Here is a 22,934-nt window from a genome sequence, read left to right as displayed (position 1 = left end):
ATGTGATATAAAAGAGATAAGAGGGAAAGATAACCCTACTCACTATAGGAATAGGGCTATCACGGGCGTGTGCGACCGAATGAAAATTGGTATTACAACCGTAGCCATCAAGGTACACTAGCCCTATCCCTCGATACGTTTGAATAGTTGTGTGGGACATATATGTGCACCCGTTTACAATCTTAAATTAATTAAACTATCGAGGTTATTATGATTGCATCTTATCAAAATTTTATTGGCATTGATATTGGAAAATTCAAAAATGTTGCTGCAGTGTACAACCAAAAAAACACTATCAAGTTCAATAATAATGATGCTGGTTGGCAACAATTGTTTCAAGAATTTTCAAATATTCTACCTAATTCTTTTGTAACTTTAGAAAATACAGGAAAATATGAGCTTGGTTTAGCACGTTCTCTTGTTGATATGAATGTTGCTGTGCATCGAGCTAATACTCGTAAAGTAAAAAGTTTTATCATATCACATGGAACTTTAGCAAAAACTGATCAATCAGATGCAAAAGCCCTTGCTCAATATGGTTTTGAACGCTATAGTGCTCTATCTCTATTTGTGCCTATGTCAAAAGAACAAACTGCCTTAGTTGCACTCTGTCAACGTCGTGATGACATTACGCAAATGAGAACTCAAGAGAAATGTAGGCTTGCAGCACCTGAAAACGACTATATAAAGGAAAGTTGCCAAAAAACAATAGACTTTTTTACCAATCAGATAAATGAGTTCAACGATGCCATACAAAGAATTATTGATAAAAATCCAGAGTTACAAAAGCGTCAAAAGATCCTGAGAACAGTGCCAGGAATAGGTCTCAAGCTATCTCAAGTTTTTGTGTGTCTAATGCCAGAACTTGGCTACCTAAACAAAAAAGAAGTTGCAAGTCTTGCTGGGGTTGCTCCACATCCAAAAGAAAGCGGTAAAACTATTGGTTACCGAAGGATAACAGGTGGTAGAAGCAATGTTCGTGCAAAGCTTTTTACAGCTGCTATGGCCGCTGCAAGATCTAAATCTGCACTTGGTGCTTTTTACTCTAATCTTATTGGTAGAGGTAAAAAGAAGATGGTAGCTATAACAGCTCTAATGCGAAAAATCATAGTAATTGCCAATGCAAGACTTAAAGAAGCAATTAATATGAAATAAAAAAATCTGCATAGAAAATAGGTTAACGGATATGTGCGTCTACACACATTTAAAGCACATATTCGTTAACCATAAAATCTAAGCAGTGGTTGCTGTTTGATATAAATTTCTTTCTGTATAAACTGGGATCTTTGTTGCCAAAATACATTTTTCAATTGAATAAAAATGCAAAATTATGAACAAATGAGACTAAACTCAAAAAATTTTAAAAAACATAGTTGATGGCTTATCAGATGAAATAAATTTTACTACTGCTTTTACTGGTGAGTTTGCAAGAGAAAATTTAACTGATTGCTCGGATGGTACTTCTGAAAATTATAAATGCCGTAATCAATTGCTACACTGGAATTTTGGCTTGAAGCTAAAACTTTTTGAACTTGATTGCATTTTTTCGTACGGTAATGGCGGTAAATCTGGTGAGAAACGTAGTCCTGAAACAAGTAATATGAATTATATAAATGCAGGTGTTGCTTATCATTCTGATTCTCGTAAAGTGAGCTTAACATATTTTAGTAGTAGCAGGGATATTGTAGGCAAAGGTACAAACGAATTAACATCACAGGCTTTCAGTCTTGAATATCCATTAGCTCTTGGCACTTCATACTACTTCGATATTGTAAAATTTAGTACCAAAGAACCTGAAATCGAAAGTAATAACTCCGGGTATGTGCTTTTGGCTGGGCTGAAGCTAAGTTTTTAATGAAATAACCGGTTTGTAAGTGTTGTAATGTGGTAAATAGTAAGCAATGAGAGTAAAATCGAGTTGTTAATATATGTGCTATTTGATATGATAAAAATAACTATTATATAAGATTTTTAATAAAAAGACATTATGTCACTAATCCAAGTGTAGGCGATTATTAATTAGTAAACCAAATCCTTCACAAAAGAGTACCTCATTTGATGCTCTTTTTTCTTTTTTATATATAGAAAAATTAGATAGTATTGTGAGTGCGGTTTTTTCTGTATTCTGATGCTTCTCAATTCTATAGTTCTCGGGTTAAATTTTCTTTTTTTACTGTTATTTCTCTTTTTCGTCGTAAAAAAGAATAGAAAGCTAAGTGAGGAGAAAGCAAATCTTGAACTTAAATTAGAGCGTGAGCTTCAAGAGGCAAAGCGAACTTTACTGAATAAGGATGAAGAGATAGTTGGGTTGAAAGTCAAAAAAGCAGAGCTTGAAGTAATTCTACAAAAAGAGCGTGAGGAAAAGAAAAAGGAAATAGAATTACTGACAAAAGCAGAGGAGAGGCTTACAAATACTTTTAAAGCGCTTTCTCTTGATGCTTTGCAGGTAAACAACAATAATTTTCTGAATTTAGCGAAGGAAGTAATCGATAGTAAACTAAAAGAAACAGAAAGTGATTTCAAAAAAAGGCAAGCAACGATCAACGAAGTTGTCACTCCAATAAAAGAAAAGTTAGAAAAATTCGATAGTGAAATACGTGACCTAGAGAAGGAGAGGGTAGGGGCCTATGAAGGTTTAAGGGAGCAAATTGGAGCATTAATGAGTCAAACTTCTAGCCTTGCTAACGCTCTGAGGAAGCCTCACATTAGGGGCAAATGGGGTGAAATGCAGCTAAAAAGAGTAGTAGAAATGGCGGGAATGATTGAATATTGCGATTTTTTGACTCAAGCCTCAGTAATTGATAAAAATGAGGACAATTTGTTGCGTCCTGATTTGATAATAAAAATGCCATCAGGAAAGCAAATAATAATAGATGCTAAAGTACCACTTGATTCTTATATGGATGCTATGTCGCAAAATGATTTGCAGATACAAAGGGAAAAATTGAAGAATCATTCTCTGGCAATAAAAAAACATATAAACGATCTAGGCAGAAAGGAATATTGGAATCAGTTTGAAAATACGCCAGAACTTGTAGTACTTTTCTTAACAGGAGAAGGAGTTTTCAGCGCAGCACTGGAGTGTGAACCAGCTTTGATAGAAATTGGAATAGAAAAAAAAGTTATTATTGCAACACCGATAACTTTAATTGCGCTGCTTAGGGCAGTAGCCTATGGATGGAAGCAAGAGGTGATAGCAGAAAATGCAAAGAAAATAAGTAAACTAGGCCATATTTTATATGAGCGAATCTGCACAATGGGCGAAAACTTTGACAATTTACGCAGGAGCTTAAAAAGCGCTGTCGACCATTACAATAAAACTGCTGGCTCGCTTGAGGCAAGAGTATTTCCCGCTGCTCGAGAATTCAATAAGCTTGGTATACATGCAAAAAATAAAGAACTCACTGCTGCAAAAGAGTTGGAATCTTTACCACGCAGTTTACATGCTGAGGGGTTGAAAGTAGATTAGTATTTCAGGTCTACTTAACTTACATTTGCTGATTAAAACAACTTTCTAAAAATTTTTTTTATGTAGCTCAATTCCTGCACATCATTTGCTGCATAAACAGGTATAGTTTGTTGCTCAGTACCAGGTATTTCTACAAAAATTTTGCCCACTTCTTGACCTTTTTTAATTGGTGCGGGTACCATATCTTTATACTCAATACGCACTTTAATTTTATCATGTAATCTGCGGTTATAAGTTATGGTAACATCGTTTGCAACTGTAACGGGCACTTTTTTATCTTTTCCATAAACAATATTTATTTCTTCAACTACGCTATCCTTAGCAAATATTTTCTTAGTATTAAAATGATTTAAGGAATATTGTATTAGTCTTTTTGCTTCCTCTATTCGCTCTTTCTCGGTGTCCAAACCATTCACAACAGCAAAAATTCTCCTATCGTTCCGTTTTGCAGATGCTATAATGCCATAACCACCAGCACTTGTATGACCTGTCTTTAGACCATCAACTCCAATATCATGGAAAAGTAAAAGATTTTTATTTTTTTGTACAATATCGTTATATGTCAAATATTGTTCAGAGAATAGATCATAGTATTCAGGAAAATCAGTAAAAATCCTTTTTGCCAGTGTTACCAAGTCTTTTGCGCTCATAAAATGGTTTTCATCTGGCCAACCGCTTGAGTTAACAAAATGACTATCATTAAGATTTAAATCTTGTGCAACTTCATTCATTTCAGCAACAAAATTCTCTTCTGATCCTGCAATACCCTCGGCTAGCACTATGCATGCATCATTACCTGAGGCGATTGTAACTCCTTCAAGTAATTCTTTTACCGTAACAAATTGACCTTCTTTCAAAAACATAGAAGAGCCTTTCCTTTCCCATGCTTTTCTACTTACTCGAAATTTATCTTCCATTTTTATTATTCCAGCTTTTAGATAGTCAAAAGCTACATATAAAGTCATTAACTTACTCATTGAAGATGGGGCCATTTTTTCACTGGAATTATGGTCAAAAATGAAAGAGTCTGAAGCTAAATCTAAAACAACTGCTTGCTTTGCTTTAGTTCTAAACTGATATGAGTACGAATTAAAAGGGAGTATAAAAATTAATAGCAAAGTTACTAATTTGCTTAACATATTTATAATTTTAAATTTATAGTGTACTAATTAATAGTATGATTTTGCACGAGTATTTCAATAGATCTCTCGCATAAAACTTCCTTGACAAACTGCGCCAGCCCCCTTATTATGACAATAAGAGTATTTATCCTTGTTTTCGATCCGCGCGGGTTCAACAACAAAAATTCAGTAAAAAACTCAGATATTTATTGGCAAATTACATAAAAATTATAGCGGCTGCATGTCTTTTTTATTTTTTCTACATTCAGCCAAAACGCTCTTATTTTAAGCGTTAGCACATTATTACAGCGCCAATTTACATTATTAAAACTCGTTACATGGGGATTTTTTTGCCTTTTTTTCGCTTGGTAAATTTATTAATATTTGCAACAAAGCCCACTGGGATAGAGGCTACTTGAATGACAAGAAGGAGGGAGCAGGAGATGACAATAGAGGGGCTACTTTCATTTGCTGTCTTCAAAAATTTACAATTATGCTTCATGTGTTTTATTAAATATTTTACTTAAAAATTCAATTTCTTATTATAAGAGATAAGCAATTCATGAATAATGAAAGATTACAAAAAAGGTCATAGAAAGCGCCTAAGAGAGAGAATTATTTTAGATAACGGACAATCATTACTTGATTATGAGATTTTAGAACACATTTTATATTCAGCATATAGTAGAATCGATGTAAAGCCAGTAGCAAAGAGTTTGATAGAAAATTTTGGTAGTTTAAATAAGGTTTTTAATGCCGATTTAGAAGCACTGCAAAATATTAAAGGAGTTAATAATGCAGCCATATCTGCTATCTTTTGTGTGAAACAGGCTTTTGTTCGTTCTGCACGAGAAGAAATAAAGGACTTACCTATAATCAATAATTGGGAAAAATTGCTTGATTATTTAAAAGCAAGTATAGGAAGCCTTAATAAAGAAAATTTTCGCGTTATCTATATGAATAAAAGATATCGTCTAATAGCAGAAGATCTACAAAACTTTGGTACAATAGATCAAACTCCTCTTTATGTTAGAGAGATCATAAAACGCGCTCTTTTGATTGGCTCAACATCGATTGTAATATCCCACAATCACCCAAGTGGAGATATACAGCCTTCAAGTAGCGATATGTTTCTCACCAGACAGCTTGCAGAAGCTTGCAAAAGCATAGGAATAGAATTAATAGATCATATTATTATCACATTTAGTAGCTATTTTAGTTTCAAGGAAAATAGGCTTTTATTAGAGTAGATCTAAAATTGCTTTTGCCATTTTTCTTATTATGGAAGTAAAGCTATACATGAGGTGGTTGCCAGTGGAACAAAAATTTTCCTTCTGGAAGACAATGTGTGATTTAGGTAGTGGCAAATTGAAAGAAATACATGGTATTTGCCACTATTAGAAATCTCCTGTTTTGATAAGACTTATGAGGTCTTTATTGGTTTTTGAATTTTGTTGAAGCACTCACATGCTTACTCTAATATTTTGTTCACAGAGCCTAGTTAGCTCAATTTCAACGTTAATTTGTGAAGCTCTGAGTTCTGTTAGGGGATTTTCTGGTTGAATATCTAGCTTATTCTGTATGTTCGGTAAACAAATTAAAGCCGAATCAAAAATTTCATCATACTGCTCTGCTTCATGCACACAATTGATTATTTCCTTAAATTCTTCCACATCTTGCGGCGTATCTTTTAATATTGCTCTTATTTGGTTTAGGTTTTGACGAATTTTTTCCTGATATCCAGCAATTCTCTCTTGATATATATCAATCATTTTTTGACATGAGGTACCTCTAAATGGATGTTCTTTTTTCTCTTTTATGTAAGAACTTTGAAAATCTTTACAGTTAAGGATTGCTTCTCTATGTTTTTTTATGTCATTAATTGCACTGACTATCGACTTATCTATTTTCTCCAAGTTTCCTTCCTGTTCTTTTCTTCCAATTATACTTTTGGATTCATTCTTCGCCTGGTTCATTTTATCAAATAGGTTTTTGCATTCTTTATAAGATACCATTGGTTGTAACATTCCTTCTTCTATACATTTATTGTAAAAATTCTTCAACTCATCGCTTGATAGTATTCGTATAGCATCTTCCCTTTTACCTTGTGATTTAGGATACTTTTTGTTCAGTGAACTAATATAATTTAATAGGAAACTCTTAGTTAAATCTTCCTTTTTAACTTCTGATAATTTTTCTAGTGTTTCTATATATTTCAAAGTTTCCGCAAAAAGCTGTGCACCAGATGTAGCAAATCCTGGCAGTGGTTTGCTCTGCGCCTTATAAAAATCGGTTTGTAAAAAATCTTCGGCTTGTTTTTTTATTACTGAAAGTTCATTGAAGGCTTTTTCTGGATTGATTTTTTTTAAAATACTAGTAGCTTTTTTAATCGCTCTTTCTCTCTTTTTATTATCTTGTTTTTCGTTTAAGATTAAGCTTTCAGCTTCAGTAAAAGCATTGCCTTGGGCACTTTTGGCAATATTACAAACAACGTTTTTTACAACTTGCTTAGTTGCTACATAATCTATTTCCTTTGTAAAGCAATCAATAAATAGCTGCCAAATTTTTTTGTTAACGGACTTACTTGTCTTATGTTCTAAATCTTCTACATCTTTGAATCCTAAAATAGTATAGAGATTTTTTTCAATTATTGGTTCAGCATGTTGTTTTGCCACTTTACCTTTTATATTGAATAGAAATTCACTAATCTTAGTTGTGCCCATAATATTACCTCACAATATTAATGTTATATAATATAAAGTATAAAAGCTTAATGCTTAATTTTTACTTACTATTAATATAATTGAAGATTAACTTTGTTCCTATATTAAAACTTTAACTCCCAATTTATTATTAGTAATATCATTATATGAATCTTATGCCTGAATTTGGGAATATATTGTTATTGGTAGCCTGTTTGTTATCTTTAACGTATTTGTTTCTACCGTTTAGTTCTTACCGATTCGTCTCCTCTGCCATATTTTTTTTTGTGTCAGCATCAATGGCTATTTTGATCTACTGCCACATTAAAAATGATTTCTCACTTGAAAACGTATATTACCACTCACACACAACAAAACCTTTAATCTATAAGATTTGTGGTGTTTGGGGAAATAAAGAAGGGTCTATGTTGCTTTGGACCTTAGTGCTTGTCATGTATTTATTACTAATGGATATTTATATACCTTCTGTCATCCCAGTGCCCAGACACTGGAATTTAATTGCAAATGAGTACATCAAATGGCAGTGTAATAAAAACTGGATTCCAGTGTCAGCTACTTGCATGACACCAGAACGAACTAATAGTAGTAAATTAAAAAAAATATCTCTTATCACCCAAGGCTTGATTTGCTTTTGTTTTTTACTGTTCACTTTACTTGAATCCAGCCCCTTCACTAAAATGCCAGGCATTGAAACAGATGGACTGGGTTTTAATCCGATATTGCAGGATATAGGCCTTGCTATTCATCCACCGATATTATATTTGGGGTACCTTGGATTTAGCGTTCCTTTTTCGCTCTCTATAGCTGGATTAATTGCAAATACTGAAGGAAATGTTTGGGCTAAAATTGTCAGGCCTTGGGTACTTATTTCTTGGTCGCTGCTCACTTTGGGCATCAGCTTGGGTAGCTGGTGGGCATATCGTGAACTCGGTTGGGGTGGATTTTGGTTCTGGGATCCAGTGGAAAACGTTTCTTTGATGCCGTGGCTAATTGCAGTGGCGCTGACACATTTGTTGCTCATTGTACGAAATTTCAATACTTTAAGGAATTTCGCTATTTTACTTACGCTTACAACTTTTATATTGAGTGTGACTGGAACATTTCTAGTCCGCTCAGGAATACTTACCTCAGTGCACACGTTTGCAGATGACCCAAGATATGGACTGTATATATTAGCTCTACTTGGTGTAATTACAGTCAGTAGCTTAGTAATATTTGTAGTGTTTACGAGAAAGAATAACACATCTTTCCAGTATTCGATATTGGAATCTGAAAAGAAATCTGCTACTCAAGTGACAGAAGGTAGAAGATTCTTTTCACGCCTTACGATGATGCTGATGAACAATTTATTATTCATCACTGCCTTTTTCATCGTGTTCGTTGGCACTTTATACCCTACAGTGCTTGAGTATTTAACCGGTGAATTAATTTCAGTTGGAGCACCATATTACAATTCTTTATTTAACTCTATTGCACTAGCTATTCTAGTGCTCACCATGATAGGGCAATACTGCAGTTGGCAGGGAAATAGTCTATTGCCAATATTCCGTGAATATAGATTTTCATTTTGTAGTGCTGCAGCTATTTTGCCGTTTATCTTTTACATGGAGCTAATGATTGTGCTATCAATTACCATCTCCATAGCATTATTAATCTTTGTTTTAGAAGCATATAGTAAAAGAATTTGTTTGTTTAAGGTAGCATTTGGTGAATCAATTTTATTAGCAAGAAGAGTTTCTAAGTCCTACTATGCAATGATGCTTGCTCATGCTGGAGTGGCAATTCTAGTGCTTGGTATATCTTATTCAGTTGGTTGGCAGGAGAAAAAAGAAAACTACTTGGGAATAGGAGACAGCATAACAGTCAATAAATTTAAAGTTACTTTACGAAATATTGAGCTAATAAAAGAAAAAAATTTCCATGCAGTGAGGGGTACAATGGATATCAGGAATTTGCTTAATAGTAAGGTAATAGGTGATGTAACTCCTGAATATAGATTTTACCTTGCGGAAGGTCAGAAAAATGTTGAAAGCAGTATCTACCACAATTTATTTTCTGATATTTATGTTGTAATTGGAGAGATTGATAAGAGTAAGAGCAAAATCGCAGCTAAAGTGCACTATAAACCTGGAATGTCTATAATCTGGCTTGGATCCTTTCTTATTGCTTTTGGTTCGCTCCTTGCTGCTTTGCCTTCTAGCAAAAAAGTAGTTCCTTCAGTATCATAAAGTTTGCATTTTTTGGCAATTTAAACTTAAGCTAAGCAACACTAACCTTGCTAGCGAATTTTCTCTATGTTCTGTTGTACAATAGGCAATAAAGATATATTTTCTAATGAAGAGCTTACATGATATATGGAATCTACTTCCTCAGGCCTTTTAAAATATCCCTGCTTAATAGCGTCGTAGACAGAAGAACCACCAAGCAAGCAGTTCTCACCTAACTCTTCTTTATAATTTTTAAACTTTTCCAATATTTCCTCCTTGTTACTCACTTCTACTATAATTTTTCCTTCATCTTGCACATCAGAATACAATCTAGCATCTACTTTTCCCAAATCAGTATGAAAAGTCAGTACTATATTACCTATAAGGTCAGTATAATTTCTTACCCCACCTTCCGTTAAAATTTCTATCTCGCTTTCACCTATTGCTATCACGTCTCTTCGAAATTCTGTGCTTTCATCTGTTCCATTTATGATTTTTGCAACCTCGACTATACTATTCTTTGAATATTTTAAGTAGAAAGTGAAGTTGTCCATTTTTGCCTCTTTTACCTTACCAGTAGTTGCGTTTTTTGCAGCTTCCAAAAACCTTAGAGAATAATGTATATAGCTTTTACGTGCTTCTTTCAGATTAGCTTTGTGGTCTTTAAACTTCTCTAGTTTATCAATTACAATTATACTACTTAAAGTTTCAAATACTGCACCTCTTTTTACCAAATTACATACTATGCGACTAGCAACTTCTATGTCCCTTTCAACTTGAAAAATCTTTAATTCACTAATTCTTCTTATTACATAATCTGTAAAATTATACTTATTCTCATAAGTATTTTCATATATATTTCCCTCACAAGTAAGATTGAACCTTACCCTAGATTTTATAGCTTCATTTACAACCTGTTCTAGCTGATTTATGTCTTGAACTTCATCTAATTTACAAAAATATTTATCTGGATCTTGCTCATCTAGTAGAAAATCCTCTCCCCATAGATTTACACTTTTGCACAAATACTTTTTTCCATTATAGTCAACTTGTGTTTTTTTACGAAAAGTTCCATAAATAACATCATCAGTTAAAAAGTACTCTTTAATATTAAGGTTGGGATTATTAACTGCAAATTCTATTGGGGTTTTACCTTTTTTATCCTTTATATCAAGATTAGCTCCTTTCCTTAGAAGCAATTTGATAATTGTATCACAATGACCAGAACGAGTAGCATAATGTAAAGGTGTTCTTCCTGTGTCGTCCTTTTCATTAGGATCAGCACCTGAATTCAACAGTAAATCTATGAATTCTCCCGCATTGCTACATTCCATACTTGATAGAATATGCAGTATTGTCAGTTTAGATTCTCCTCTTTTAAGGTTGAGGATGGTTTTTAGATCTTGATTACTTTTATGATCCAGTAAAAATTTTTTAATTTTTTCAACATCGTTCTTATAATCCTTATAAGTAACATGTGGAAAGTCTTTAAAAGTACTTAAGAATTTTTTATTCAACTCCTTCTGACTCTCTGTTAAGTTGGACATGTCAGCAAGCCACGTAGATATCAGCTTACCAAATGCACCTCTTTCAGCAATATCAGTTAAAGAACAGTCATTGCGAAGTACCAGTGAGTATTTAATCAATTCATATTCATCATCCTCTTGTTGCTGTGTTTCTTCTGCTTTCTTAGAGTGCTTAAAATCATTTTTTATTAATTCAATCAAGAGCTTTAATGTGTTAAAACTTTTATGTCCCAATAAAGGATCTGCTTTGTTTTCAAGTAGAATTCTTGCTATTTCTGAATAGCCATTTCTAATAGCCCAGCATAACGGAGTACGCCCGTATTTATCCGCTATGTCAACAGCAGCTTCCTTTTCTATGATAGCTTTTACTATTTCCACTTGGCAATTTTCAGCAGAAACAGCATGATGTAATGCAGTACTCTCAGCCTGACTTACTGCATCAACATTAGCTCCCGTGTCTAATAGGAGTTCTACTATCTCTTTATTTGCATTGTGAGCAGCACAATGCAAAGGAGTACACCCATTTTGATCTGCTGTATTAACATTAGCCCCGTTTGCTATGAGAACTTTTATTATCTCTGTATAACCAAAGCGAACAGCAGCGTGTAAAGGAGTTATCTTAACTTTATCTACTGCATCAACATTAGCCCCCGTGTCTAATAGGAGTTCTACTATCTCTTTATGTCCATTGTGAGCAGCACAATGCAAAGGAGTACACCCATCTTGATCTGCTGCATTAACATTAGCCCCGTTTGCTATGAGAATCTCTACCACTCCTATACTACCACTTGCGGCAGCAAAGTGTAAAGGATTCCATCCATCTTGATCTGCTGTATTAACATTACCCCCTTTTTTTATTAAAAGCTCTGCTATCTTTACAAGATCATTTCTAGCAGCTATATGTAACAATGTACTTTGATCATCGAATGTATAATTTATGTTAAATCCATTATCTTGCCACTTTTTATACGTGTCTGGATCTTCTTTTTCCAATTCCTCTTTTATCCTTTCGATTATATTGTTCTCATTTAAGTCACTTATTGTCCTTAATATTTTTAACAACCGTTCATATTCCATAATTCTACCTCAAACTATTTGTTTTTGTACTATAGCTAAAAAAAATTATTGATCCATAATAAAATAACCAACACCAGAGTAAGTGGTTTGCTGCTAACATGTTTAAAAATGTTATGAACTTAATAAGAGAAAAAAATACCCCTGTAATGGAGCAATATTTAAATTTGAAAGCTCAATACACGGATCATCTATTGTTTTATAGACTGGGCGATTTTTATGAATTGTTTTTCGATGATGCTATTAAAGCTGCGAAATTGCTGAATATAGTGCTAACCAAGAAAGGCAATTCAAATGGGCAAGAAATACCAATGTGTGGAGTGCCAGCACACAGTAGTGAGTCTTACCTGCACAAGCTAATAGATTTAGGATTCAAAGTAGCAATCTGTGACCAATTAGAAACTGCTGATGAAGCAAAAAAGAGGGGATATAAATCCATAGTAAAACGTGATGTAGTGCGAGTTGTAACTCCAGGTACAATTATAGAAGATTCACTACTGGAGGATAAAAGCAATAATTATCTCGCATCCATAGTTGGACAAAATGACGAATATGCTATTAGTTGGCTTGAATTATCGACGGGAAAATTTTTTCACATTTTAACGAGTTTGAAAGCTCTAGATAGTGATTTATTGCGTATATCACCAAGAGAATTATTAATTTCTGAAAAATTCACTGAGGACGAAAAAATTAGATCGATTTTAAAAAATTATAAAATATCAATTACGCAACACGCACAGAGCTTTTTTGAGTATAGTAAATCTCACAGAACGTTATGCGAGTTTTATAAAATCAGGGAACTTGGGAGTATAGGAAATTTCAGCAAAGTAGAAATCATGGCGTGTGGTGCACTGCTTGAATATGTCAGAGTAACACAAAGGGGCTCCATTCCAAGGCTTGAATTCCCAAAAACCTATAAGCAACAAAATTTCATGCTTATTGATGCTTCAGCAAGGAGAAACCTTGAGTTGTTTTCAACTCAATTTGGTGAAAAGAAAGGTTCACTAATTTCAGTTATTGATCACACAGTAACAGCCTCTGGTGGACGCCTGCTCAAACAAATGCTCGCTTCACCCCTTGCTTGCTCTAAGGCAATTAATTTGAGGCTCAGCACCGCTCAATTTTTTGTAAATAATCATGAGCCACGCAGAAAAATACGAGAGATATTATCTAACATTCCAGATATTGAGAGGTCTTTATCGCGCTTAATACTAGGGCGTGGTTCACCAAAGGATATGAACCTATTAAAAATAGGCCTAGGAAAAACTTTAGAGTTGTCTGAGTTTCTGTCTACCTTGCATAATTATTGTTTAAGTGAAAAATCAGAAATTAACTCTCAGATGTCATTCCAGTGCTTGACCAGAGAAAAGGAACCAGTGTCTACTACTCAGGTGATAAGTAGTGACGAAAGTGAACTAAGCACAATACATAAAAGCCTTGGCAATCATAAAGACCTATTTGAACTGTTAAATAGTGCTATACTCGATAATAACCTCAGTTCCATGAAAGAAGGAGGATTTATTCACTCAAAATACAACTCAGAATTATCTGAGTTATCCTACATATTAAATAATAGTAATAAACTAATAACCAAACTCCGTGAATCTTATCGCGACCTAACTGGTATTGCCGCACTTAAAATATTACATAACAACATACTCGGTTATTACGTTGAAGTGTCGGCAAATCACAAAATAACTTCGGATATATTTATTCATAGACAAAGCTTAGCAAATAGCATGCGCTACACTACTAATGAGTTGAAAGAACTAGAAAATAAAATTCTTACGGCACGTGATGCTGCAATCGGCTTAGAAATGAAAATTTTTAGTGAACTGTGTAGTGAAGTCGCTAAAGAATCTGAAAAAATTGCTCTTGCTGCAAATGCTTTGGCAAAACTTGATATTAGAACCGCGTTTGCAGAGCTTGCAGTGCAAAATAATTACGTAAAACCCATCATTGATGACAGCAAAGAGTTCAATATCTGTAGCGGAAGACATCCAGTGGTTGAAGTTAACGATAAATTCATTGCAAATAGCATCAATTTAGTTGGTATACATCTAATTACTGGTCCTAATATGGCTGGAAAAAGCACTTTCTTGAGGCAAAACGCTCTCATTGCAGTTTTAGCTCACATGGGGTCATTTGTGCCAGCAGAGAGTGCGCATATTGGAGTGATTGACAAGATATTCAGCAGGGTTGGCGCAACGGATAATATAACAGCTGGTTATTCTACCTTCATGGTAGAGATGATCGAAACAGCAACGATAGTAAATCAGGCAACGGACCGTTCCTTGGTGATACTTGATGAAATTGGTAGGGGCACAGGGGTGTATGATGGATTATCTATTGCACAGGCGGTGATTGAACATATTCACAATGTAAATAAGTGCCGCGCCATTTTTGCAACTCATTATCATGAATTGACTAAAGTAGGTGAATACTTAGAAAATGTGAAATGTTTTTGTATGAAAATAAAAGAATGGAAAGGAGAAGTCATCTTTTTACATGAAGTAATTGAAGGCATTGCAGATGAGTCATATGGAATACATGTAGCAAAACTTGCCGGTTTTCCTGATTCTGTTTTAAACAGAGCAAGAGAAGTATTTGAGGAGCTAAAGGCTTGAGGAAAGTAATATTATATTACTACACAATCATGGAGTTTTAGCAATCTATGACGCTTTAATTTTAGTCAGCTTTCTGAGCAGCTAAATTAACGTAGCATTGATCTATTGCCACATTGGTCAAGATTCCAATTCCACCACCTACAACTGCACCTACAGCTCCTAATGCCAATTGAGTGCCAACCCCAATAGAGGAACCCATTATTAATGGAGCAAGAAAGTATATCGCTAAAGCACAGGTTATTGCAGCTACACTTATAACAGCCAGCTTTCTCGGACAAAAATTTTCTGGTGCCTCAGCACTAGATATGAATGATGATTTTACTAGATTTTTTCTACTTTCATGATCTAAAAAGCCACTCACTGTTCTCATTATAGGACGGGTAGAGCCGTCACCAGTCAAGTCAATTCTATCTTCCACTATATCATGAAGTTCTTTAACTTGAGCTTTATATTCCTCCCAGTAGACTGATAACTCTTGTTGGTCATTGAGAAGATCTGGTTTATTTGAAGTTGTTAACCAGTGTGAGTCATGTTCCAAAATATATCGAATTGTAGCTTTCCCTATATCTATATGCCCTTCAGTAATTGCATACTTTAAAACACCTTCTGCTTTTTCCCTTCCAACATTAAGATCAGCACGAGCTTTTATCAATAATTCTACTATCTTTGGAGAATTATGAAATATAGCAATATCTAAAGGGACCATCTCATTACAATCTTTAATATTTAAGTTTGCTTTTTGTTCTATTAAATAACTTATAAATTTTAAGGTTTCATCAGATTTTTGATCGTCTATGTCTTTATATTTGTAATATATTCTAATTGCAAAATTCAACGCAGTTTCACCCTTTAACGCACTACCACCAATAATTAAGTTCTGATAGCTTTTTACCTCTTGATTTATTAAGTTAACATCCGCGCCGTTTTCTATTAAAGCCTTAGCTCCTTTGAAATTGCTTTTTGCAATTTGCAGATGAAGTAAGTAACGACCAAGATGATCAGTTGCATTAGGATTTGCACCTTGTTCAATCAAATACCTTGCAATTTTATCATTAAATTTGTGATCATAAGTTGCAGATTGTAGTGGCTCAGGATTTTGCTGTAACTCATGTTTAGCTATTGATTTATTTATCTCACAGATTGATTTTACTAATCCTAAATTTCTTTTCATAATCGCCTTTTTGACTGCAGCGCTGAAACTTACACCTTGCTCTATTAAATACTTAGCTATTTCTTCATCAACAGCATCACCTAATAAATTTGTACCGCTTTGGGAATTAACGTCAGTAACAACATCTCGAATAATGGAACTATTTTTCTCAAAAATTGACTTTACTTTTTCTGAATCATTTTTGGTAACAGTATCAACAAGATCTTTTATTACAGCATCCACCCTCTTTTTTTTAGCCAACATTTCCTCTAATTCTTCAGAATTCATAAGTATACCTCAACACACACAATCAAAAAAATTATATCCAAATCAGAATTGTTTGTAAAGGATTTTTAGATATTAGCTTGCCCAAAGGTTAATTTATTTTATAATCTTTCTGTATTCTAGAAATTTCAATTAAATGAACTGCTATAAAACTCACGCGTGTAATGAATTAAGGAAGAATGATGTAGAAAAGGAAGTTACTCTCTCTGGGTGGCTGTACCGTAAACGTGACCATGGTAACCTAATCTTTGTTGATTTAAGAGATTTTTATGGAATTACTCAACTGGTATTCAATAATGACAAAGACTTTTTTGATGAAATTTCAAATTTAAAATCAGAAAGTGTGATTACTGTGACAGGAATAGTCAAAGCTAGAACTGAAGATACGGTAAACAGCTCTATTTCCACAGGAGAAATTGAAGTTATAGTTAGTAATTTACAAGTTGAATCGGAAGTTGAGTTCCACTGTGATGAAGAAATAGCAAAAGAAGAAAGGAGTATATTAGCAAGTATCGCCGGTGAGCAAGAATACCCAGAAAACATGAGATTTAAATATCGTTTTCTTGACTTAAGACGTGAAAAAGCCCGTAACAACATTATTCTGCGTTCACAGATCATTTCAGAGCTCAGGAGGCTCATGATAGAGCAAGGATTTTTGGAAATTCAAACTCCAATACTTACTGCCTCTTCTCCTGAAGGTGCACGTGACTACTTAGTGCCAAGCAGACTAAATCCTGGTAAATTCTATGCATTACCACAAGCTCCACAGATTTTTAAGCAGTTGCTTATGGTTTCAGGGTTTGATAAATATTTTCAAATTGCACCTTGTTTTCGTGATGAGGACGCAAGGGCTGACCGTTCTCCTGGGGAGTTTTATCAGCTCGACCTTGAAATGTCTTTTGTGACTCAAGAAGATATATTTCAGGTTATTGAATCTACTTTATATAAAGTGTTCGCGAAATTTTCTCGCAAGTCTGTCGATAAAGATTTTCCACGTATTACATACAAAGAAGCAATGCTCAAATATGGATCTGATAAGCCAGATTTGCGTAATCCATTATTAATTAGCGATGTAACAGAAATTTTCCGTGATTCAGAGTTCAATATTTTCAAAAGCAATATTGAACGCGGTATGGTAGTGAGAGCCATTCCTGCTCCTAAAACAGCAGAGGAACCTCGTAGCTTTTTTGATAAAAAAATAGAACATGCGCAAAGAGAATTCGGTGCTAAAGGTCTTGGATATATAACGTTCGATAAAGATGGAATTGCAAAAGGACCAATTGCTAAATTCCTTGATGACAATAGGTTAAATTCCATAAAAGAAATAACAAATATAGAACCTGGAGATAGTGTGTTTTTTGCTTCTGACAAAGAGAATGAGGCAGCAACAATTGCAGGGAAAGTGCGTATTCTTTTGGGATCAGAACTAGGTCTTATAGATGACAATATCTTCAAATTCTGTTGGGTGATTGATTTTCCTTACTTTGCGTATGACGATAAAAGTAAAAAAATTGATTTCTTTCATAATCCATTTTCTATGCCACGTGGTGGCTTGAAAGATTTAGAAGAAAAGAATCCACTGGATATCCTTGCTTACCAATATGATCTTGTTTGCAATGGAATAGAGCTGTCAAGTGGAGCAATTCGTAATAACAAACTAGATATTATGTACAGAGCTTTTGCCATTGCAGGCTACAGTAAAGAGGAAGTTGATACAAAATTCGGTGCGCTCGTGCGTGCATTTAGGTTTGGAGTGCCACCTCATGGTGGAATAGCACCAGGGGTTGATAGAATGGTTATGCTGCTTGCTGATGAGCCGAACATTCGTGAAGTAATCTGTTTTCCTATGAATCAGCAAGGTGAAGATGTTCTAATGGGTGCTCCTTCTAAAGTAGAGGATAAGCATTTACGTGAGTTGTCTTTAAAGGTTGTTGAATAAAAATTTTTATAGCGGAGTGTGGTAAACTGGAAGTTATGAACAATATTCAAAAAGCAATACTATCAAGCATAATCTGCAATATGATTATATGGTATGAAGTAACTCTGTTTGGAGTTTTAACGCATATAATAAGCAACGTTTTTTTTCCTTCAGAAAGTGATTATTTAAGCACAATCAAATTTCTTGGCAGTTTTGCAATTGGATTTGGATTTAGACCACTTGGTGCATTTATTTTTGGTTACATTGGAGATAAATACGGCAGAAGGAAAATTTTGCTGACTTCCGTAATATTAGCTTCGATATCATCTACTGCAATTGCGATTATACCAAGCTTTAAAGAAATAGGAATATTTTCTCCTATACTGCTTCTGCTTTGTAGAATAACACAAGGAATGGCAGCAGGTGGAGAAACAAGTATCAATTCAGCTTTTTTAATAGAGCATTCAAGCGACAAAAAAAATCTAGGCTTTTTAGGTAGCATGAAAGCTTTTAGTGGTGCTCTTGGTTCTATTACATGCTTTGTAATGATAGCTGTTTGCAAAAAGTTTACAGGTGAAAATTATGAAATTTGGGGCTGGAGGTTGCTCTTCTATTTCTGCTCTGTTATGGGTGTAATAGGCTTTTTAATAAGGTACATAATGGAAGAGAGTCTAGCATATAAAACTCATGACCAAAATAAAAGCTTATCTAATTCTCCCTTTTTAGAATTAATCAAGAATTATAAAAGAGCATTTGTGATAGCAATTGGACTTGGCATTGCTCAAAACGCAATTGTTTATTCAGTAATCATGTTTTACAACATATCTGTAAAAGAGCTTATTCTTTCAGATATTGATATTAAAAATGTAGTAAGGATTATGGTTGAAATTACATTTGGGACGTCTGCAGTGCTGTTTGCAATACTGTCTGATAAAGTTGGAAGAAAAAACGTGATCATTCCTACGTTATTAGCTTTAGCTTGTGTCAGTTTGCCGGCACTTTCACTATTATCATATGATAACCACTATATTGTAACGCTCACTTTTCTATTAATAAGTGTGCCGATAGGCGCATCTTTTGGAATATATAATTCTCTCGCCTGCGAGTTATTTCCAACAAAAGTTAGATGCACTGGCTTTAGCCTAGCACATAACATATCTGCAGGTATTTTTGGTGGTCTTTCTCCATCGATATGCATGTGGCTTATAGAAAAAACTGAAACAAAACTTGCAGCAGGCATTTATCTTACTATCTGTGCATTAATTAGCCTAATATCTGTACTTCAAATTAAAGCCAAAGATAGAAAAGTTGATTGGTGAAATCGTTTTAGTTGAAAGATAGCACTTCAATAGATTTTTCGATATGCCTAGGGATAGGAGCAGTAATAGTGATTTCTTTATTATTTGGCAATTTTAAAGATAAAGAATGCGAATGAAGGTGGATCTGATTTACTACCCCATCAATAAAAGCTTTTTTACCACCATATTTACCATCACCAAGAATAGGACAATTTATATGAGCTAAATGTGCACGTAACTGATGAGTTCTACCCGTAATTGGTTGTAATTTTAAATAAGCTGTATTGTGTTTTAGCTTTGCTATAGTTGAAAAATGTGTAGTGGCATTTTGAGGTGAATCTTCATCAACGACTACTTTTTCTTGCCCTGAAATATATTTTTTCACCAACGGATAGTCTATTGTTCCATTATCTTTGCTTGGTATACCAGAAGTCAATGCTAGGTAAGTTTTTTTTATTCTCCGTCCTTTAAATTCTTCCATAAGATATCTTGCAACACTAGCATTGCGTGCGAATATTATTACTCCACTTGTATCTCTATCAAGTCTATGGACAATTTTGAATATTTCCCCTTCTCTTATTTGATCAAGCAAATCACTAATGCTAATTTTTACCTTTATGCCGCCTTGAACAATGACCCCTGCGGGTTTGTTTATAGCTAGTATATATTCGTCTTCATATAATATGTTCTCTCTTAGTAGATTCACTAACTTTTCATTATATTTGCAGTCAGAATTAGTGTTCTCAATATAGTCTAAGTATCTTATCATTATAGTTTGCCCAGAGCTTACCCTATCGCTGGATTTTGCCGTGCAATTATCAACCTTGATTAATCCTTTCCTTAAAGACTTCTCAATTGCAGATTGTTTCAAATTGGGAAAAATTCTTCTGATGTACCTATCGAGCCTAACGTTATTGTCTTCTACTAATATAGTTTTGATACCTTCTGACATCTTACTTATAAAAATTTTATTGTGTAAACTAAAATCTAACATAGCTAATGTACTCCTCAGTTTCAGCTACTTGCATCGAGTGCTACGTGCTGGAATTTAGAGGATTATTTAACTATTTATAACAGCTTCATATTTTCCTACAGCTGAGTAAAGTGGTAACAATGATAGTTTCTCGATCATAGAGAGGTGAGTATTAGGCTCTTTAGTACTAGGGCCTGGACACGCTTCAGTGTTAGGCCCTAACTTCATACACTCAATGCCGTTAGCTAAAGATGTTACTCTTCCTACATTAACATTTTTAGTGCGATATGACCACCTGCAAGGACTATGTAATATTTGTTCTTTTACTCCATCCATTTCAGCTGGACACGCTTTAGTGTTAGTTCCTAACTGCATACATTTAATGGGGTCAGTTATAAGTACTACTCCTTTTTCATTAAGTTTAGCGTTATACTGTAATTGTTCAATTTGATTAGCTTGATCTCTTATCATAAATTCAAAGCTGATAGATAGATGTAATTCTATTTCTCTCAACATATGTGATGCTATGTGTTGCACCATATGTGAATCTGTGTGTTGCACTGTCATTAATGCTTTGTTTCTGAGTATACTTAATTCTAAGTTAAGCCGCGTAAGTATATCTAGTGCTCTTTTTTCTGCTTCTATTAGAAGATTACTTATACCTTGACGTTCAGCTAAATCTTTTACAGTTTCACCGCAGTGATCAGGCAATGAAGTTTTTGCGCAATAAAATAGTAAGGTCATTACTACTATCCAGTGTCTACGTTCGATAGCATAACTTAAAGGACATTCGCCTGAGTTATTCTGTGCATTAACATTTGCTCCATATGAAATTAAGGTCATTACTACTTTCGGATGGTTATACTTGGCAGCTTTATGTAAAGCAGTTGATCCTAAATCGTCACTTGCATTAACATTTACTCCAGCTTCTAATAAAGCACATACCATTAGTATATTACCATTTCTGGAAGCATAACGTAAAAGATCAGTTTCCACCAATTTTATCACATCCTTACATATTTCAAGTTGTATCATAGTATTTACTGCTTTTAGAAAATTATATGGATGAATAGAAAATAATATTTTCTGTGGATCATTCGTCTCAATATTTGCTCCATTGGCTATTAGACAATTCATTACTTCTATATTGCCTCTTGCAGCAGCACAATTAAAAGGAGTCCATCCCCATGCATCCTTATAGTTAACCTCTGCTCCATAGTTTATTAAGAGCTCTACTGCTTCCACATTATCATTCGTAGCAGCAATATGTAAGGGAGATCGCCCAATTAACATATCCTCTATATCAACACTTGCTCTATATCGTAATATGGCCTGTAATAGGCTCCCTAATATTGATGTATTATTCCTTGCAGCAGCCCAATATAAAGGAGTCCATCCAAATACATCCACTGTCTCAATATTTTCGTCAATATTCTTATCGTTTTGTATTATACAATCCACCATTGCTTCATCAACATTTGCAACAGCAATATGTAAAGGAGTAAGTTTAAGCGCCCCATTCTTCTTAACATCTGCTCCACTATTCATTAAGAACTTTACTACTTCTTTATGGCTATTCCTGGCAGCCTCATATAAAGCAGTCAATCTCGCTAGATCCTCTGCATTAACATCTGCATTATTTTTTACTAAGATTTTTGTTATTTCTATATCTCCATTTACAGCTGGCTGATATAAAGTAGTCCGTTGAGATGAATCCAACTGATTAACATTTGCCCCTTCTTCTATTAGCTTGCGTGCTACTTCTGTGTTCCTATTTTCAACAGCCCAATGTAAAGCAGTCCATTCGGAAAACGGACTTGGTGCATTAATATCGATTCCTTTTACTTTAAGCATAGAATTGATTAAATTGTTCAGCTTAAAATCAATAGCTAAATATAATAACGTGTATGAAAAGCGTTCATGCAAACAATCTATTTCAAACCAATAATTTATATTAAACTCATTTTCTTCCCACTCTTTATACACATTTCCACTTTCTTTCTTTAGTCTATTTAGTGTTTCTAGTATCTTTTGTGTATCTAGCATCACTGGTACCTTTTCTGAGATCTTTCGTGCATTTAGCACATCCTCTAGCGCCACTGCTTTTGGTTCTTCTGATGTCTCTTGTACACCTAACTTTTTTAGCATTCTTTTTACCATCTGTTGCGCATTTGATACCCTTGACTCCTTTAGTATCTTTTTTGCTTCTTCTTTTGTCTGCGGTACATTTACCACCTTTAGTCTCTTTTTTGATGGCTCTTGTGTCTCTTTTACTCTTGGAATCTTGCTTGATACTTCTAATCCATGCGATATCTCTTCTAACATTCTTGATGTTTCTGCTTGCCCTAGTATCTTTACTTCCTTTAATAGCTCTTTTATTCTTTCAATTACATTGTCTTTACTTAAATTTACCTCTTGATCAATTACACCTAATATTATGTTCCACTGTTCATATGTCATTACCATAGCTTTACCTCATACTACAGAGTATTTTTTGATGCTATATATTATGGTAGAATAGTCAACGCATTTTCCATAGCGTAACTTGAGAGTCTAAAAGGAC

13 protein-coding genes and 1 pseudogene are annotated in these 22,934 nt (G+C 34.3%); 8 read left to right on the top strand and 6 right to left on the bottom strand.

Annotated elements, in window-relative coordinates; translation table 11 throughout:
• The first annotated feature begins 210 nt into the window (after nucleotides 1-210).
• From ONG78_RS06780 to ONG78_RS06770, 3 genes and pseudogenes are all read left to right on the top strand, one after another.
• Nucleotides 211-1,155, top strand: coding sequence for an IS110 family RNA-guided transposase (locus tag ONG78_RS06780; RefSeq protein ID WP_264377456.1), 945 nt, complete (start codon nucleotides 211-213; stop codon nucleotides 1,153-1,155).
• Nucleotides 1,156-1,375: 220 nt separating this feature from the next.
• Nucleotides 1,376-1,855 (top strand): annotated as a pseudogene (locus tag ONG78_RS06775) (porin); the annotation flags it as partial.
• A 273-nt stretch (nucleotides 1,856-2,128) separates the two neighbouring features.
• Complete coding sequence (locus ONG78_RS06770; protein WP_264374667.1) at nucleotides 2,129-3,469, top strand: DNA recombination protein RmuC; 1,341 nt, start codon at nucleotides 2,129-2,131, stop codon at nucleotides 3,467-3,469.
• Between the two features lie 32 nt (nucleotides 3,470-3,501).
• On the opposite strand, the gene ONG78_RS06765 is transcribed toward ONG78_RS06770, so the two are convergent.
• Entirely contained in the window at nucleotides 3,502-4,608 is a 1,107-nt protein-coding gene (locus tag ONG78_RS06765; protein ID WP_264374668.1) for a D-alanyl-D-alanine carboxypeptidase family protein, read from the bottom strand.
• Nucleotides 4,609-5,159: 551 nt separating this feature from the next.
• Here ONG78_RS06765 and radC point away from each other — a divergent pair.
• Nucleotides 5,160-5,840 carry a RadC family protein gene (gene radC, locus ONG78_RS06760; RefSeq protein ID WP_264377980.1) on the top strand — a complete coding sequence of 227 codons (681 nt, stop codon included), beginning with the start codon at nucleotides 5,160-5,162 and terminating at the stop codon, nucleotides 5,838-5,840.
• A 213-nt stretch (nucleotides 5,841-6,053) separates the two neighbouring features.
• Here radC and ONG78_RS06755 read toward each other — a convergent pair whose 3' ends face one another.
• On the bottom strand, nucleotides 6,054-7,313 hold the full coding sequence (locus tag ONG78_RS06755; RefSeq protein WP_264376491.1) for a hypothetical protein: 1,260 nt from the start codon (nucleotides 7,311-7,313) through the stop codon (nucleotides 6,054-6,056).
• Between the two features lie 155 nt (nucleotides 7,314-7,468).
• Between ONG78_RS06755 and ONG78_RS06750 the strand changes: the two genes are divergently transcribed.
• Nucleotides 7,469-9,541: a heme lyase CcmF/NrfE family subunit gene (locus ONG78_RS06750; protein WP_458694728.1), complete on the top strand. Its 2,073-nt coding sequence runs from the start codon at nucleotides 7,469-7,471 to the stop codon at nucleotides 9,539-9,541.
• Nucleotides 9,542-9,591: 50 nt separating this feature from the next.
• On the opposite strand, the gene ONG78_RS06745 is transcribed toward ONG78_RS06750, so the two are convergent.
• Nucleotides 9,592-12,123, bottom strand: coding sequence for an ankyrin repeat domain-containing protein (locus ONG78_RS06745; protein WP_264377978.1), 2,532 nt, complete (start codon nucleotides 12,121-12,123; stop codon nucleotides 9,592-9,594).
• Nucleotides 12,124-12,236: 113 nt separating this feature from the next.
• On the opposite strand from ONG78_RS06745, the gene mutS reads away from it, so the two are divergent.
• Complete coding sequence (mutS, locus tag ONG78_RS06740; protein ID WP_264378077.1) at nucleotides 12,237-14,747, top strand: DNA mismatch repair protein MutS; 2,511 nt, start codon at nucleotides 12,237-12,239, stop codon at nucleotides 14,745-14,747.
• Between the two features lie 61 nt (nucleotides 14,748-14,808).
• Here the strand turns inward: mutS and ONG78_RS06735 are convergent, their stop codons facing one another.
• Nucleotides 14,809-16,185 (bottom strand): ankyrin repeat domain-containing protein, encoded by a 1,377-nt coding sequence (locus ONG78_RS06735; protein WP_264377977.1) that lies wholly within the window; start codon nucleotides 16,183-16,185, stop codon nucleotides 14,809-14,811.
• A 133-nt stretch (nucleotides 16,186-16,318) separates the two neighbouring features.
• Between ONG78_RS06735 and aspS the strand changes: the two genes are divergently transcribed.
• Together aspS and ONG78_RS06725 are read left to right on the top strand one after the other, a co-directional pair.
• Nucleotides 16,319-18,121, top strand: coding sequence for an aspartate--tRNA ligase (gene aspS / locus ONG78_RS06730; protein WP_264377976.1), 1,803 nt, complete (start codon nucleotides 16,319-16,321; stop codon nucleotides 18,119-18,121).
• 35 nt (nucleotides 18,122-18,156) lie between these two features.
• A complete protein-coding gene (locus tag ONG78_RS06725) occupies nucleotides 18,157-19,419 on the top strand; it encodes an MFS transporter (protein ID WP_264377975.1) in 1,263 nt (420 codons plus the stop codon).
• Nucleotides 19,420-19,426: 7 nt separating this feature from the next.
• Here ONG78_RS06725 and ONG78_RS06720 read toward each other — a convergent pair whose 3' ends face one another.
• On the bottom strand, nucleotides 19,427-20,350 hold the full coding sequence (locus ONG78_RS06720) for an RluA family pseudouridine synthase (RefSeq protein WP_264378076.1): 924 nt from the start codon (nucleotides 20,348-20,350) through the stop codon (nucleotides 19,427-19,429).
• Between the two features lie 108 nt (nucleotides 20,351-20,458).
• On the bottom strand, nucleotides 20,459-22,837 hold the full coding sequence (locus tag ONG78_RS06715) for an ankyrin repeat domain-containing protein (protein WP_264374676.1): 2,379 nt from the start codon (nucleotides 22,835-22,837) through the stop codon (nucleotides 20,459-20,461).
• Nucleotides 22,838-22,934: the final 97 nt, after the last annotated feature.

Origin of the sequence: Wolbachia endosymbiont (group B) of Philonthus cognatus (genome assembly GCF_947179345.1) — a bacterium.
GTDB lineage: Bacteria > Pseudomonadota > Alphaproteobacteria > Rickettsiales > Anaplasmataceae > Wolbachia.
This window is presented reverse-complemented; position numbering and strand designations above follow the sequence as displayed.